The sequence below is a fragment of the Enterobacter cloacae complex sp. 372C4 genome (assembly GCF_050030615.1).
GTDB lineage: Bacteria > Pseudomonadota > Gammaproteobacteria > Enterobacterales > Enterobacteriaceae > Enterobacter > Enterobacter intestinihominis.
Genome location: NZ_JBLGUQ010000001.1, coordinates 3,466,226 through 3,481,596, shown reverse-complemented (window position 1 = coordinate 3,481,596; position 15,371 = coordinate 3,466,226). Strand labels below are relative to the sequence as shown.

Sequence of the window (15,371 nt, the reverse complement as noted above, 5' to 3'; positions counted from 1 at the left end):
TTTCCCGTTTTTATCTTCCCGTTTCGCTCAACTTAGTATAAAAAAGCAGGCTATTTCGTCTATTCAGATAAGACTTGCATACCCAGGAGCATTACCTTGAATATTTCCAGGATTTCCCGTCTGGCGTTGGCACTCGCCTTTGGCGTGACTTTATCCGCTTGCAGTTCAACACCACCGGATCAGCAACCTTCTGAGCAGGTTGCTCCGGGCACCGCTTCCCGTCCGATCCTGTCAGCGGCTGAAGCGAAGAACTTCACCCGTGCGCACTATTTCTCGGCGATGGATCCCAATGCAGCCCCATGGACGCCTTCTTCTATTAACCTGCCGAAACAGCCAGACTTCGTTGTCGGCCCGGCCGGAGCAGAGGGCGTTACGCACACCTCAATTCAGGCAGCTGTTGATGCCGCAATCACCAAACACAGCGCATCTCGTCAGTACATTGCCATCCTGCCGGGTGAATACGAAGGAACCGTTTATGTTCCGGCTGCACCGGGAAGCATTACGCTTTACGGACTTGGCGAAAAAGCGGTCGACGTGAAAATTGGCCTGGCGATTGATTCAGAGATCGACAGCACCACCTGGCGCCATCTGGTGAACCCGGCCGGTAAATACATGCCAGGTAAACCGGCGTGGTATATGTTTGATAACTGCCAGCGCAAACGTGCCGCCACCATTGGCGTGATGTGCTCGGCAGTATTCTGGTCACAGAACAACGGCCTGCAATTGCAGAACCTGACCATTCAGAACACCCTGGGCGACAGCGTTGACGCCGGTAATCACCAGGCCGTGGCGCTGCGTAGCGATGGCGACAAGGTACAGATTAACAACGTCAATATCCTGGGCCGCCAGAATACCTTCTTCGTGACCAACAGCGGCGTGCAGAATACCCTTCAGAACAACCGTCTGACGCGTACTCTGGTCACCAACAGCTACATTGAAGGCGACGTGGATATGGTCTCCGGTCGCGGCGCGGTGGTGTTTGATAACACCGACTTCCGCGTGGTGAATTCACGTACGCAGCAGGAAGGTTACGTCTTTGCCCCGGCCACGCAGTCCAACCTGTTCTATGGCTTCCTGGCCGTGAATAGCCGCTTTACTGCTGCTGGCGATGGCGTGGCGCAGCTTGGCCGCTCTCTGGACGTGGACTCCACCACTAACGGCCAGGTCGTGATCCGCGACAGCGTGATTAACGAAGGCTTTAACATGGCGAAACCGTGGGCGGATGCGGCGATCTCGAAACGTCCTTTCTCCGGCAACACCGGCACGGTGGATGATAAAGACAACGTGCAGCGTAACCTGAACGACGCTAACTTCAACCGCATGTGGGAATACAACAACCGCGGTCTGGGTAGCAAAGTGGTTGCTGAACCGAAGCAGTAAAATGCCTGCTGCCGGGTGGCGGCTACGCCTTACCCGGCCTACCTCATGCATTAACCACGCATAAAAAAACCTCGCATGTGCGAGGTTTTTTTTCGTCTACGGATCAGTGAGCGTTAATCACAACCCACATCGGCCCTTGTCCGACCGCATAGCGTCCTTTCTCTTCCAGTAGACCCTGCACGCCTTTGATTTCATAGAGCGCGATGTGGTGGGATTTCTGCCCCGCCGCAATCAGGTATTTGCCGCTGTGGTCGACATTAAAGCCGCGCGGCTGGGTTTCTGTCGGCTGGAAGCCCTCAACTGCCAGAACGCTGCCGTCTTCTGAGACGCTGAAGACGGTGATCAGACTGGAGGTACGGTCACAGGCATACAGGTGGCGGCCATCCGGCGTGATGTGAATGTCTGCCGCCCAGCGTGTGTCGGAGAAATCAGCTGGCATCATGTCCAGCGTCTGTACGCACTCGATCTGCCCGTTAGGATCGTTCAGCTCCCAGACATCTACCGAGCTGTTCAGCTCGTTAACGACATAGGCATACTGCTGATTCGGGTGGAAGACCATATGGCGCGGGCCTGCGCCTTCCACGGTGGTGACTTCCGCCGGGCTCTGCGCGACCAGATGACCGTCACCGCTCAGGGTAAACAGGCAGATGCGATCCTGCTTCAGCGCTGGCACCCACAGCGTGCGGTTATCCGGCGAAATGTTGGCGGAGTGGCAACCCTCAAGCCCTTCTACCACGTCGACGGTTTCAACGGGAATACCGTCTTCCAGGCGGGTGACGCTCACGCAGCCTGCATTGTAGGAGCCGCTGAAGATAAAGTTGCCTTTATGGTCGGTAGAAATATGGGTCGGGCTGCCCGGCAGCGGCGCTTCTGCGGTATAGGTCAGCGCGCCGTCATCCGGGGAGATGCGGTATGCGAGTACGCGGAATTCCGGGCGTACCCCGACATAAAGAAAACGTTTATCCGGGCTGACGACCATCGGCTGCACCTGGCCTGGCACATCAACAACCTGAACCAGCGTAAGCGAACCTTCTGTATTCAAACGCCAGACATGGATCTGCTGACTTTCAGGACTGGCGGTATAAACGGTTTGTTTCATGAATACTCCTGATTATTTTTAACGGTGAATGCTGAATTGTAGTCCGGGATTTTGCAGGGTTCCGCTCTCGGTGTACCATCCCGACAGACCTTAAATTCAACATTAACCCGGAAGAAAAAATGACCTCGCGAGTGATTGCCCTGGATTTAGACGGAACACTGCTTACCCCTCAGAAAACCCTGCTCCCCTCTTCTCTTGAGGCCCTCAAACGAGCCCGGGAAGCGGGGTATCAACTTCTCATCGTAACGGGTCGACATCACGTAGCCATTCATCCTTTTTATCAGGCACTGGGCTTAGATACACCTGCAATTTGTTGTAATGGCACTTATTTGTATGATTATCAGGCAAAAAAGGTTTTAACCTCTGATCCGCTTCCCGTTCCGCAGGCGCTGCAATTGGTTGATTTACTGGATGAGCACGCGATTCACGGCCTGATGTATGTGGATAACGCCATGCTGTATGAACGCCCTACCGGCCATGTGATCCGCACCAGCAACTGGGCCCTGTCTCTGCCGGAAGCGCAGCGTCCGGTGTTCACTCAGGTTTCCTCCCTGCGCCAGGCGGCGGAAGACGTCCAGGCAATCTGGAAATTTGCCCTGACCGATGAAGACACTGCCAAACTGAATACCTTCGCAAAACATGTCGAGCATACGCTGGGTCTGGAATGTGAATGGTCCTGGCACGATCAGGTGGATATCGCCCGCAAAGGCAACAGCAAAGGAAAGCGTCTGACCCAGTTCGTTGAGTCACAGGGCTGGTCAATGCAGGACGTGATTGCCTTCGGCGATAACTATAACGACATCAGCATGCTGGAAGCGGCCGGAACGGGCGTGGCGATGGGCAACGCCGATGATGCGGTGAAAGCGCGTGCTAACGTGGTGATTGGCGATAACACCACCGACAGCATCGCGCAGTATATTTATACCCACCTGCTGTAATCAGGCGGTGATAGAGACGCTCTTGATTTGCGCGTAAAGCCACAGGCCAGGCTTGATGCCTAACTCATCCCTGGCCCACGGGCTGATGCGCGCCCACAGCGTTCTGTTGCCCACTTCCAGTTGCACTTCCACCTGGCCGTTATCATCAAAACACTGCGCCACTTTTGCGCGCAAAATATTGCGGATACTGGTTTGCAGCGGCGGTTGCAGCACCAGGGAGACATCCGACGCCTGAATGCGGATCCGTAACGTGGACTGAATCGGCGTATCGATTTTATTCACCCACAAATGCTGGTCACCCAGCGCCAGCGCGGTCATCGCATAATGTGGATGGTGCTCCAGCACGCTCACCTTCAGAATGCTGCTCTGCTGCTCCTTTGGCAGCCACGGATGCATAACGCTGCTGCCCCATACCTCTTCCAGATTGCCGAATGCCTTCACCCTGCCCGCCTCCAGCACCAGCACTTTGTCGGCCAGATGTAAGATCTCATCCAGCGAATGGCTGACGTACAGCATGGGCACGTTGATTTCCCGCGCCAGACGTTGCAGATACGGCAGCAACTCGCGCTTGCGCGGAATATCCAGCGAGGCCAGCGGCTCATCCAGCAGCAACAATTCCGGCGCGGTTAACAGGGCGCGGCCAATCGCCACGCGCTGTTTTTCACCACCCGACAGCGAAGACGGGAGACGATCGAGCAGCGGTTCGATGCCCAGCAGCACCACCAGCTTATCGAACTGTCCGGCCATGCTTTTTGCCATGCCATAGCGCAGATTTCCGCGCACGCTGTAGTGTGGAAGCAGGCGCGCATCCTGAAACACATAGCCGATGCGGCGCTTGTCCGGTGACAGGCAGACCTTCTTCTCCGCGTCGTTTAAGACGCGGTTATTTAACACAATACGGCCAGACTGGGGACGCGTCAGGCCGCTAATCGCATTAATCAGCGACGTTTTCCCTGCCCCGGAAACGCCAAAAATGGCGGTGATACCGCTGGCAGGCAGCGTTTCGTTAAGCGTCAGAGTGTGGCTGCCCAGGGTTTGCGTAAAGTTGAGTTCCAGCATCACGGTTTCCCCATCCGTTCACGGCTGAGGCGCGCCAGCCATTCAGACACCAGCAGCGAGATCAGGGCGAGTACAATCGAAATAATACACAGCCGGGCCGCCGCACCTTCGCCACCCGGGGTTTGAATCAGGGTATACATGGCCGACGGGATGGTCCGCGTCTCGCCGGGAATGTTGGACACAAAGGTGATGGTCGCGCCGAACTCACCCAGTGAGCGGGCGAAGGCTAACACCGTACCGACGATAATGCCCGGTAAGGTGAGCGGAAGCGTAATGGTCAGGAATACCCGCCAGCGGCCTGCGCCCAGCGTGCGGGCGGCCTGCTCTAGCCGGATATCCACCCCTTCCAGCGCCAGGCGGATAGCGCGCACCATTAGCGGGAAGGACATTACTGCCGCGGCCAGAACCGCGCCGCGCCAGCTGAAAGCAAAGGTCAGGCCGAACCAGTCGTACAGCCATTCGCCGATAAAACCGCGTCGCCCCATGGAGATCAGCAGCAGATAGCCGACCACCACAGGCGGTAACACGAGCGGAAGATGGAGAACACTGTCGAGCAGGGCTTTGCCTGGAAACTTCACGCGAACCAGTAACCAGGCAAAGAACACCCCAAAGGGCAAACTCAGCGCAACCGCCAGGGAAGAGACTTTCAGGCTCAGCAGCACGGCCTGCCATTCAGGTTCGGTCAATATCATTCGTGAGTCGTAAATCCGTAACGTTTAAAGATAGCGGACGCTTCAGGCCCCTTCAGGTAGTCAACGAAGGCCGTCACGGTCGCATTTTTATGTCCATCAACTATCGCAACAGGATATTCTACTTTCTTATGCGAGTCTTCCGGGAAGGTTCCGACCACCTTCACACCTTTACTGGCGACGGCATCGGAGCCGTAAACGATCCCGAGTGGGGCTTCGTTACGCTCCACCAACGCCAGCGCGCCGCGCACATCTTCTGCGGGAGCCAGCTTCGGCGATAAGGTCTCCCATGCGCCCAGTTTTTGTAGCGCTTCTTTCGCATAAATCCCGGCAGGGACATGCTCCGGATCGCCCACCGCCAGACGGCCACCGTTGAGCAGACGGGTCCAGTCCGTCTGTTTGTTGATGGCGATGTCGCCCTGCTTGCTGTTTGCGGGCGCGACCACCACCAGGCTATTTCCCAGCAGGGTTTCGCGGCTAGCCGTATCAACAGATTTTTTCTCCACCGCGTAGTCCATCCATTTCTGATCGGCAGAGATGAACAGATCAGCCGGAGCCCCCGCTTCGATCTGGCGGGCCAGCGTGGACGAGGAGGCAAACGACGAAACGACCTCGACGTTTTTCTCTTTTTTGTATACCGCAGCAATATCCTGCATCGCGTTAGTCAGCGACGCCGCCGCAAAGACCGTGATTTTTCCTTCATCCGCCAGCGCGTGGGCGGTGAGTGAGAGAGTCAGCGTTGCCCCTGCGAAAAGGCGTACCCATGAACGTGCCATTTGAAGCTCCTGTGCGTATCGTTATATACAAACAAATATAACGACATATCGCAGGCGTTCCTAGCGCTAAATCGTACCCATTAATGCGTAAACTCAAGGAACGTTGTAAAAGATATCGGCGGGAGAGGAATAAACTTGAGAGCAAAACGCCCGGGCTGGCCGGGCGTTTTGGAGGAAATCATTGCTGCTTTTTAGGCTGGTCACGACGATGACCAATGTTCGAAAAGACGTTGAACACTTCACCCAGGCCGTAGATGGCACCGAGGATGATAGCCATCACTACTGGCACCATGATTACCGCGAATACCAGACTTTTCAACAACTCTAACATGGTTTTCTCCAGATCTTGTGAACGGCTTATTCTACCCTGAAAAGTAAGAAAAACATCCCCTTTTGTGCGGTGCGCTTTCCGCACCCGGACATTTGGGTCACAATAACCTTTTTGCCGGGACATTGTTATGCAGGCCGAAATTCTCCTCACCCTACGACTTCAGCAGAAGCTTTTCGCCGATCCGCGACGCATCGCCCTGTTAAAACAAATAGAACAAACTGGCTCGATTAGCCAGGGAGCCAAAAACGCCGGCATCAGCTATAAAAGCGCCTGGGATGCGATTAACGACATGAACACCCTGAGCGAACAAACGCTGGTAGAGCGCGCCACCGGCGGAAAAGGCGGCGGCGGCGCCGTGTTGACGCGTTACGGGCAACGCCTGATCCAGCTCTATGACTTACTGGCGCATATCCAGCAAAAAGCATTTGATGTGCTGAGCGATGACGACAACCTGCCGCTGGACAGCCTGCTGGGCGCCATCTCCCGCTTCTCTTTGCAGACCAGCGCCCGCAACCAATGGTTTGGTACGGTGACGGGGCGCGATCATTCGCAGGTGCAGGAGCATATTGAGATCCTGCTCGCGGACGGCACAACGCGCCTGAAAGCCGCCATCACCGCGCAAAGCGGTCAACGCCTCGGGCTGAACGAAGGTCAGGAGGTGCTGGTATTACTCAAAGCGCCCTGGATCAGCATCACGCTTAACCCTGAGCAGGCCGCCGAGGCCGACAACCAGCTACGCGGGCGTATCAGCCACATCGAGCGCGGCGCAGAACAGTGTGAAGTGCTGATGACCCTGCCGGATGGACAGTCGCTCTGCGCCACCGTTCCGGTGAACGACGCGACCGAATTAGATGAAGGTGCTGTGGTGACCGCATATTTCAATGCAGACCGGGTAATTATCGCCACATTGTGCTAAGCGCATTGACAACCTCACCAACACTGAGTATCCCTGACATCTGTTGCTGCAAAAAATGGGATAACACATGTCATCATTGCATATTTCGCAAGGCACGTTTCGTCTTAGCGATACCCGTACCTTATCGCTGCCAGAGTTAACCCTTCGCGCCGGAGAAAGCTGGGCGTTTGTGGGCACGAACGGCAGCGGAAAATCCGCGCTGGCCCGCGCTCTGGCAGGCGAATTAACCCAGCTGAAGGGTGAGCGTCAGTGCACCTTTACCCGGCTGACGCGCCTTTCCTTTGAACAGCTGCAAAAGCTGGTCAGCGATGAGTGGCAGCGTAACAATACCGATTTGCTCAGCCCCGGCGAAGAAGATACCGGCCGCACGACGGCGGACATTATCCAGGATGAGATAAAAGATCCTGCCCGCTGTCAGCAGCTGGCGGAGCAATTTGGCATTACCGCCCTGCTTAACCGCCGCTTTAAATATCTCTCTACCGGCGAGACGCGCAAAACGCTGCTGTGCCAGGCGCTGATGAGCGAGCCGGAACTCCTGATTCTGGATGAACCGTTTGACGGACTGGATGTGCAGTCCCGCGCGCAGCTGGCAGCGTTGCTGGCGTCGCTTAACCAGCAGGGATACACCCTTGTGCTGGTCCTTAACCGCTTTGATGAGATCCCGGATTTCGTACATTACGCGGGCGTGCTGGCGGACTGTAGCCTGACCGAAACCGGCGAGAAAGCCGTACTGCTCCGGCAGGCGCTAATTGCACAGCTGGCCCACAGCGAGAAACTGGACGGTATTGCGCTGCCGGAGCCGGATGCCCCTTCGGCACGCCACGGGCTGGATCCTGACCAGCCGCGCATTGTGCTGCGCGATGGGGTGGTTGCTTACGACGATCGCCCTATTCTTAATCATCTCAGCTGGACGGTTAATCCTGGTGAGCACTGGCAGATCGTCGGCCCCAACGGGGCGGGTAAATCCACGCTGCTAAGCCTGATCACTGGCGATCACCCGCAGGGTTACAGCAACGATTTGACCCTCTTCGGCCGCCGCCGCGGCAGCGGGGAAACCATCTGGGATATCAAAAAGCACACCGGCTATGTCAGCAGCAGCCTGCATCTGGACTACCGGGTGAGCACTACGGTGCGAAACGTGATCCTCTCTGGCTTCTTCGATTCCATTGGTATTTATCAGGCGGTATCCGACAAGCAGCACAAGCTGGCGCAGCAGTGGCTGGATATTCTGGGTATGGACAACCGGGTAGCCGATGCGCCATTCCACAGCCTGTCGTGGGGGCAGCAGCGGCTGGCATTGATCGTCCGCGCGCTGGTTAAGCATCCTACGCTGCTGATTCTTGATGAACCGTTGCAGGGGCTGGATCCCCTCAACCGTCAGCTGATCCGCCGCTTTGTGGATGTCCTGATTAGCGAAGGTGAAACCCAGTTGCTGTTTGTCTCCCACCATGCTGAGGATGCCCCATCCTGCATCACCCATCGGCTGGAATTTGTGCCTGACGGCGAGCATTACCGCTACCTGCTGAGCAAAATCGATTAACGCGTGGAGGGCGCTGCCCTCCGCTTTTCAGACAACCTGCAACAATACATCTCTATCTCTTTGATCTACAATGCACTCAGTCTGTGAAAAAGCGCCTGTGAAAACCAGTGTAAACGATACCACTATTTTATCCCATGTCACACTTTTCGCGTCTCTGATATGCTATGGTTAATTCATACCATAAGCCTAATGGAGCGAAATATGCGAGTTCTGGTAACAGGTGGTAGCGGTTACATAGGAAGTCATACCTGCGTACAACTTCTGCAAAGCGGCCACGATGTCGTCATTCTTGATAACCTGTGCAACAGTAAGCGCAGCGTGCTGCCGGTCATTGAACGCCTTGCGGGTAAACAGCCGACTTTCGTGGAAGGCGATATCCGCAATGAAGCATTGATGACTGAAATCCTTCACGATCACGCGATTGAAACCGTTATCCACTTCGCGGGCCTGAAAGCGGTGGGCGAATCGGTAGCAAAACCGCTTGAGTACTACGACAACAACGTCAACGGTACCCTGCGTCTGATCTCCGCCATGCGTGCGGCGAACGTTAAAAACTTTATCTTCAGCTCTTCCGCGACCGTCTACGGCGATCAGCCAAAAATTCCTTACGTTGAAAGCTTCCCGACCGGTACGCCGCAAAGCCCGTATGGCAAAAGCAAGCTGATGGTAGAGCAGATCCTGACCGACCTGCAAAAAGCCCAGCCTGAGTGGAGCATCGCGCTGCTGCGCTACTTCAACCCGGTTGGCGCGCATCCGTCAGGCGACATGGGTGAAGATCCGCAGGGCATTCCAAATAACCTGATGCCGTATATCGCGCAGGTTGCCGTAGGGCGTCGCGACTCCCTGGCGATTTTTGGTAACGATTATCCCACCGAAGACGGCACCGGCGTGCGCGATTACATTCACGTGATGGATCTGGCCGACGGCCACGTGGCGGCGATGCAGCAGCTGGCGGATAAACCGGGCGTGCATATTTACAACCTCGGCGCCGGCGTCGGCAGCAGCGTGCTGGATGTGGTGAATGCCTTCAGTAAAGCCTGCGGCAAGCCAGTGAAGTATCACTTCGCGCCGCGTCGTGATGGCGACCTCCCGGCTTACTGGGCCGATGCCACCAAAGCGGATAAAGAGCTTAACTGGCGTGTTACCCGCACGCTTGATGAAATGGCACAGGATACCTGGCACTGGCAGTCACGCCATCCGCAGGGTTATCCGGATTAAGGATTTGTCATGACACAATTCAATCCCGTTGATCACCCGCATCGTCGTTTTAACCCGCTCAGCGGGCAATGGATTTTAGTTTCACCGCATCGCGCCAAGCGCCCCTGGCAGGGGGCGCAAGAGACGCCTGCCAAACAGTCGCTGCCGCAGCACGATCCGGACTGCTTCCTCTGTCCGGGCAACACGCGCGTGACGGGCGATACAAACCCGAACTACAAGGGCACCTTCGTTTTCACTAACGATTTTGCGGCGCTGATGACCGACACGCCGGACGCGCCGGAAAACAACGACCCGCTGATGCGCTGCGAAAGCGCCCGCGGCACCAGCCGCGTGATCTGCTTCTCTCCCGATCACAGCAAAACGCTGCCGGAGCTGAGCGTTGAGGCGCTGAAAGAGGTGGTCAGCACCTGGCAGGCTCAAACGGCGGAGCTGGGCCAGACCTATCCGTGGGTGCAGGTATTTGAAAATAAAGGCGCGGCGATGGGCTGCTCTAACCCGCATCCGCACGGCCAGATCTGGGCGAACAGCTTCCTGCCGAACGAAGCCGAACGTGAAGACCGGCTGCAAAAAGCCTATTTCGCCCAGAACGGTTCGCCGATGCTGGTGGATTACACCCAGCGTGAACTGGTGGACGGCAGCCGCACTGTGGTGGAAACCGAGCACTGGCTTGCGGTAGTCCCTTACTGGGCGGCGTGGCCGTTTGAAACGCTGCTGCTGCCAAAGGCCCATGTTCAGCGTATTACGGACCTCAGCGACGCCCAGCGAGACGACCTTGCCCTGGCGCTGAAAAAACTGACCAGCCGCTACGACAACCTGTTCCAGTGTTCCTTCCCCTACTCCATGGGCTGGCACGGTGCGCCGTTTAACGGCGAAGAGAATCAACACTGGCAGTTACATGCACACTTCTATCCGCCGCTGCTGCGTTCTGCGACGGTACGTAAATTCATGGTGGGCTATGAAATGCTGGCGGAAACCCAGCGCGACCTGACGGCGGAACAGGCGGCAGAACGCCTGCGTGCCGTTAGCGACGTCCATTACCGCGAATCAGGAGTCTAAAAATGAGTCTGAAAGATAAAACACAATCCCTGTTTGCAGAAAAATTTGGCTACCCTGCCACCCATATTATCCAGGCGCCAGGCCGCGTTAATCTGATCGGCGAGCACACCGACTATAACGACGGTTTTGTCCTGCCGTGTGCCATCGACTACCAGACGGTGATCGCCTGCACGAAACGTTCAGATCGTAACGTGCGAGTGATCGCCGCGGATTACGGCAACGAAATTGACGAATTTTCCCTTGATGCGCCGATCGTGACCCACGACAGCCAGCAGTGGTCGAACTATGTTCGCGGCGTGGTGAAGCATCTTCTGAAGCGTAACAAGAATTTCGGCGGGGCCGATCTGGTGATCAGCGGCAACGTGCCGCAAGGGGCGGGATTAAGCTCTTCCGCATCGCTGGAAGTGGCGGTCGGCACCGTGTTCCAGCAGCTTTATCATCTGCCGCTGGACGGGGCGCAAATCGCCCTCAACGGTCAGGAAGCGGAAAACCAGTTCGTGGGCTGCAACTGCGGCATTATGGATCAGCTGATTTCCGCGCTGGGCAAGAAAGAACATGCTTTGCTGATTGACTGCCGCTCCCTCGGGACCAAAGCGGTTCCACTGCCAAAAGGTGCGGCTGTGGTGATCATCAACAGCAACTTCAAACGCACACTGGTGGGGAGCGAGTACAACACCCGCCGCGAGCAGTGTGAAACCGGCGCGCGCTTCTTCCAGCAGCCAGCCCTGCGTGATGTCTCACTTGACGAATTTAACAAGGTTGCCCACGAACTGGATCCGGTTGTCACGAAGCGCGTGCGTCACGTGCTGACGGAAAATGCCCGTACCGTAGAAGCCGCCTCCGCGCTGGCGAAAGGTGACCTGAAACGGATGGGCGAGCTGATGGCCGAATCGCATGCCTCCATGCGTGACGATTTCGAAATCACCGTGCCACAAATCGACACCCTGGTTGAAATTGTGAAAGCCACGATTGGCGACAAAGGCGGCGTGCGTATGACCGGGGGTGGATTTGGCGGCTGTGTCGTCGCCCTGGTGCCGGAAGAGCTGGTCCCTGCCATTCAGGACGCGGTGGCTAAACAGTACGAAGCCAAAACGGGCATCAAAGAAACTTTCTATGTCTGCAAAGCATCACAAGGAGCCGGACAGTGCTAAACGAAACACCTACTCTCGCACCGGATGGTCTGCCGTATCGCCTGTTGACCCTGCGCAACAGCGCCGGGATGGTGGTTACGCTGATGGACTGGGGCGCAACGTTACTTTCTGCCCGCGTACCAATGCCTGACGGCAGCGTGCGCGAAACCCTACTCGGCTGCGCATCGCCCGAGCAGTATATCGAGCAGACCGCTTTTCTGGGCGCATCCATAGGCCGTTACGCCAACCGCATCGCCAGAAGCCGGTTTACGCTGGACGGCGTAACCTATTCCCTGCTTGCCAGCCAGGGTGAAAATCAGCTGCACGGCGGCCCGGAAGGGTTTGATAAACGTCGCTGGAAGATTGTGCAGCAAAATGACGGTGAGGTCTGGTTCTCTCTGGACTCCCTCGACGGAGACCAGGGCTTCCCGGGCAATCTCACCGCAACCGCACGCTTTACCCTGACCGAAGATAATCGTATCGCCATTGAGTACCGCGCGACCGTCGACAAGCCGTGCCCGGTCAACCTGACTAACCACGCCTATTTCAACCTTGACGGCAATCAGACCGATGTCCGCAGCCACAAACTTCAGATCCTGGCGGACGCGTATCTGCCGGTCGATGAGATGGGTATCCCTTATCAGGGGCTGAAACCGGTAAGCGGTAATAGCTTTGATTTCCGTCAGCCGAAAACCATCGCCCAGGATTTCCTGAGTGATGACGATCAGCGCAAGGTGAAAGGCTACGACCACGCTTTCCTGTTGCAGGCGAAAGGCGATCTTTCTCAACCTGCCGCACAGGTCTGGTCTGCGGATGAGAAGTTACAGATGACGGTCTACACCACCGCCCCTGCCCTGCAGTTCTACTCCGGTAACTACCTGGAGGGGACCACGGCGCGTGAACATAACGACTACGCCGCCTGGCAAGGTCTGGCGCTGGAGAGCGAGTTCCTGCCGGACAGTCCTAACCATCCTGAATGGCCGCAGCCTGACTGTGTGCTGCGTCCGGGTGAAGAGTACGTAAGCGTCACAGAGTATCATTTCATTCCGCGCGCATAATGTCCGGCGGCGCTACGCGTGCACGGGCCTACGAATGTAGGCCGGATAAGCGAAGCGCCATCCGGCAAAAAGCCTGGCCCTCACCGCGAGGGCTTTTTTCCGCTCAGCTTGCTGAAAATAGCGGCGATCGCAGACAAAATCATAACCCTGGATTCACATGCATCTTACACTCTCGAACTATTTTCGCTATGGTTAGGGTTAAGCGTTGCTGCTGGCACAGTCACGGCAATATAATGAGAATTGTTATCATTCAAAATGCTTGAGGAGTAAGAAATGGCTAATACTAAGCTTGTCCTGGTGCGCCACGGCGAAAGCCAGTGGAACAACGAAAACCGCTTCACCGGTTGGTATGACGTTGATCTGTCCGAGAAAGGCGTGAGCGAAGCAAAAGCGGCAGGTAAACTGCTGAAAGAAGAAGGCTTCACCTTTGACTTTGCTTACACCTCTGTGCTGAAACGTGCCATCCATACCCTGTGGAACATTCTGGACGAGCTGGATCAGGCCTGGCTGCCGGTTGAGAAATCCTGGAAACTGAACGAGCGTCACTACGGTGCGCTGCAAGGTCTGAACAAAGCAGAAACCGCAGAAAAATACGGTGACGAGCAGGTTAAGCAGTGGCGTCGTGGTTTTGCGGTCACGCCTCCAGAGCTGAGCAAAGATGACGAGCGCTACCCGGGCCACGATCCGCGTTACGCGAAGCTGACTGAGGCTGAACTGCCGCAGACCGAAAGCCTGGCGCTGACCATCGACCGTGTTGTGCCTTACTGGAACGAAACCATTCTGCCACGCCTGAAAAGCGGCGAGCGCGTCATTATCGCTGCTCACGGTAACTCCCTGCGTGCGCTGGTGAAATACCTGGACAACATGGGTGAAGATGAAATCCTCGAGCTGAACATCCCTACCGGCGTGCCGCTGGTGTACGAGTTCGACGAAAACTTTAAGCCAGTTAAACATTACTACCTGGGTAACGCCGACGAAATCGCTGCAAAAGCGGCGGCCGTGGCGAACCAGGGTAAAGCGAAGTAATTTTCGCCGGACATAAAAAAAGCGTGGAGCAATCCACGCTTTTTTATTGCCCGCGATAAACTTAACCGCGACGCGCTTTTACCGCATCCGCCAGCTGACGCAGGATCGCATCGGTATCATCCCAGCCAATGCAGGCATCCGTCACGCTCTTACCGTAGACCAGCGGCTCGCTGCCCTCCAGGTTCTGATTGCCTTCCACCAGATGGCTCTCAATCATCACCCCAATCACTGCGCGTTCACCGTTGGCGATTTGCTGACAAACGTCTGCACCAACTTCCATCTGCTTTTTGAACTGTTTGCTTGAGTTCGCATGGCTGAAATCGATCATGATCTGCGGCGCCAGTCCCGCTTTCTCCAGACCCGCCTTCACTTCCGCCACGTGTTTTGCGCTGTAGTTAGGCTCTTTACCGCCGCGCAGAATGATATGGCAATCGCCATTACCGCTGGTATTCACGATAGCCGAGTGGCCCCACTTAGTCACCGACAGGAAGCAGTGCGGCGCGCCAGCCGCATTGATGGCATCAATAGCGACTTTGATGGTGCCATCAGTGCCGTTTTTGAAACCCACCGGGCATGACAGGCCAGACGCCAGCTCACGGTGAACCTGCGATTCAGTCGTACGCGCACCAATAGCGCCCCAGCTCATCAGGTCAGCCAGATACTGCGGGGTGATCATATCGAGGAATTCTCCGGCAGCAGGCAGCCCGCTGTCGTTAATCTCCAGCAGCAGCTTACGCGCAATACGCAGGCCGTCGTTGATCTGGAAACTGTTGTCCATGTGCGGATCGTTGATCAACCCTTTCCAGCCCACGGTGGTACGCGGTTTTTCGAAATAAACGCGCATCACAATTTCCAGTTCGCCCTTCAGCTCTTCGCGCAGGGTGAGCAGACGTGACGCGTACTCTTTGGCCGCAGCAGGATCGTGAATGGAGCACGGTCCGATGACCACCAAAAGACGATCGTCGCTACCTTTCAGGATCTTGTGGATCGCCTTGCGGGCATGAGACACCGTGTTGGCGGCATTTTCGGTGGCGGGGAATTTTTCAAGGAGCGCTACGGGAGGTAATAACTCATTGATCTCTTTAATGCGTAAATCGTCGTTCTGATAATTCATCTTCTTTCCGGCTCTGCCATATCTTTAGTAATGAAAGCAAT

At 56.1% G+C, this 15,371-nt stretch carries 15 protein-coding genes; 9 read left to right on the top strand and 6 right to left on the bottom strand.

Going from position 1 to position 15,371, the window contains the following annotated elements; all coding sequences use genetic code 11:
* The first annotated feature begins 96 nt into the window (after window positions 1-96).
* Entirely contained in the window at window positions 97-1,380 is a 1,284-nt protein-coding gene (locus ACQG11_RS16970; RefSeq protein WP_426728606.1) for a putative acyl-CoA thioester hydrolase, read from the top strand.
* A 103-nt stretch (window positions 1,381-1,483) separates the two neighbouring features.
* Here the strand turns inward: ACQG11_RS16970 and pgl are convergent, their stop codons facing one another.
* Entirely contained in the window at window positions 1,484-2,479 is a 996-nt protein-coding gene (pgl, locus tag ACQG11_RS16965; RefSeq protein ID WP_426728605.1) for a 6-phosphogluconolactonase, read from the bottom strand.
* 119 nt (window positions 2,480-2,598) lie between these two features.
* Here pgl and ACQG11_RS16960 point away from each other — a divergent pair, with 119 nt between their 5' ends.
* A complete protein-coding gene (locus ACQG11_RS16960) occupies window positions 2,599-3,417 on the top strand; it encodes a pyridoxal phosphatase (RefSeq protein ID WP_108367314.1) in 819 nt (272 codons plus the stop codon).
* On the opposite strand, the gene modC is transcribed toward ACQG11_RS16960, so the two are convergent.
* The 4 genes from modC to ACQG11_RS16940 all read right to left on the bottom strand — a co-directional run bounded on the left by modC (window position 3,418) and on the right by ACQG11_RS16940 (window position 6,272).
* On the bottom strand, window positions 3,418-4,476 hold the full coding sequence (modC, locus tag ACQG11_RS16955) for a molybdenum ABC transporter ATP-binding protein ModC (RefSeq protein ID WP_426728604.1): 1,059 nt from the start codon (window positions 4,474-4,476) through the stop codon (window positions 3,418-3,420). It lies immediately after the preceding gene.
* A complete protein-coding gene (gene modB, locus ACQG11_RS16950) occupies window positions 4,476-5,168 on the bottom strand; it encodes a molybdate ABC transporter permease subunit (RefSeq protein ID WP_047353038.1) in 693 nt (230 codons plus the stop codon). The genes modC and modB overlap by 1 nt, the downstream gene beginning before the upstream one ends.
* Window positions 5,165-5,941 carry a molybdate ABC transporter substrate-binding protein gene (gene modA / locus ACQG11_RS16945; RefSeq protein ID WP_032624637.1) on the bottom strand — a complete coding sequence of 259 codons (777 nt, stop codon included), beginning with the start codon at window positions 5,939-5,941 and terminating at the stop codon, window positions 5,165-5,167. Before modA ends, modB begins: the two co-directional genes overlap by 4 nt.
* 178 nt (window positions 5,942-6,119) lie before the next feature.
* On the bottom strand, window positions 6,120-6,272 hold the full coding sequence (locus ACQG11_RS16940) for an AcrZ family multidrug efflux pump-associated protein (RefSeq protein WP_003858549.1): 153 nt from the start codon (window positions 6,270-6,272) through the stop codon (window positions 6,120-6,122).
* A 127-nt stretch (window positions 6,273-6,399) separates the two neighbouring features.
* Here ACQG11_RS16940 and modE point away from each other — a divergent pair, with 127 nt between their 5' ends.
* The 7 genes from modE (at window position 6,400) to gpmA (ending at window position 14,216) form a co-directional block, all read left to right on the top strand.
* A complete protein-coding gene (gene modE / locus ACQG11_RS16935) occupies window positions 6,400-7,188 on the top strand; it encodes a molybdenum-dependent transcriptional regulator (RefSeq protein ID WP_426728603.1) in 789 nt (262 codons plus the stop codon).
* 67 nt (window positions 7,189-7,255) lie between these two features.
* The gene (modF, locus tag ACQG11_RS16930) at window positions 7,256-8,728 is read left to right on the top strand and encodes a molybdate ABC transporter ATP-binding protein ModF (protein WP_023299623.1); all 1,473 of its coding nucleotides are present in this window, start codon (window positions 7,256-7,258) and stop codon (window positions 8,726-8,728) included.
* A gap of 201 nt (window positions 8,729-8,929) precedes the next feature.
* Entirely contained in the window at window positions 8,930-9,946 is a 1,017-nt protein-coding gene (gene galE / locus ACQG11_RS16925; RefSeq protein WP_022647482.1) for a UDP-glucose 4-epimerase GalE, read from the top strand.
* 9 nt (window positions 9,947-9,955) lie between these two features.
* On the top strand, window positions 9,956-11,002 hold the full coding sequence (galT, locus tag ACQG11_RS16920; RefSeq protein ID WP_276170409.1) for a galactose-1-phosphate uridylyltransferase: 1,047 nt from the start codon (window positions 9,956-9,958) through the stop codon (window positions 11,000-11,002).
* Between the two features lie 2 nt (window positions 11,003-11,004).
* A complete protein-coding gene (galK, locus tag ACQG11_RS16915) occupies window positions 11,005-12,153 on the top strand; it encodes a galactokinase (RefSeq protein ID WP_045309135.1) in 1,149 nt (382 codons plus the stop codon).
* Window positions 12,147-13,190: a galactose-1-epimerase gene (galM, locus tag ACQG11_RS16910; RefSeq protein WP_023299620.1), complete on the top strand. Its 1,044-nt coding sequence runs from the start codon at window positions 12,147-12,149 to the stop codon at window positions 13,188-13,190. Before galK ends, galM begins: the two co-directional genes overlap by 7 nt.
* Before the next feature lie 273 nt (window positions 13,191-13,463).
* Window positions 13,464-14,216 (top strand): 2,3-diphosphoglycerate-dependent phosphoglycerate mutase, encoded by a 753-nt coding sequence (gpmA, locus tag ACQG11_RS16905; protein ID WP_003858562.1) that lies wholly within the window; start codon window positions 13,464-13,466, stop codon window positions 14,214-14,216.
* Between the two features lie 61 nt (window positions 14,217-14,277).
* Here the strand turns inward: gpmA and aroG are convergent, their stop codons facing one another.
* Window positions 14,278-15,330, bottom strand: coding sequence for a 3-deoxy-7-phosphoheptulonate synthase AroG (gene aroG / locus ACQG11_RS16900; RefSeq protein ID WP_022647478.1), 1,053 nt, complete (start codon window positions 15,328-15,330; stop codon window positions 14,278-14,280).
* Window positions 15,331-15,371: the final 41 nt, after the last annotated feature.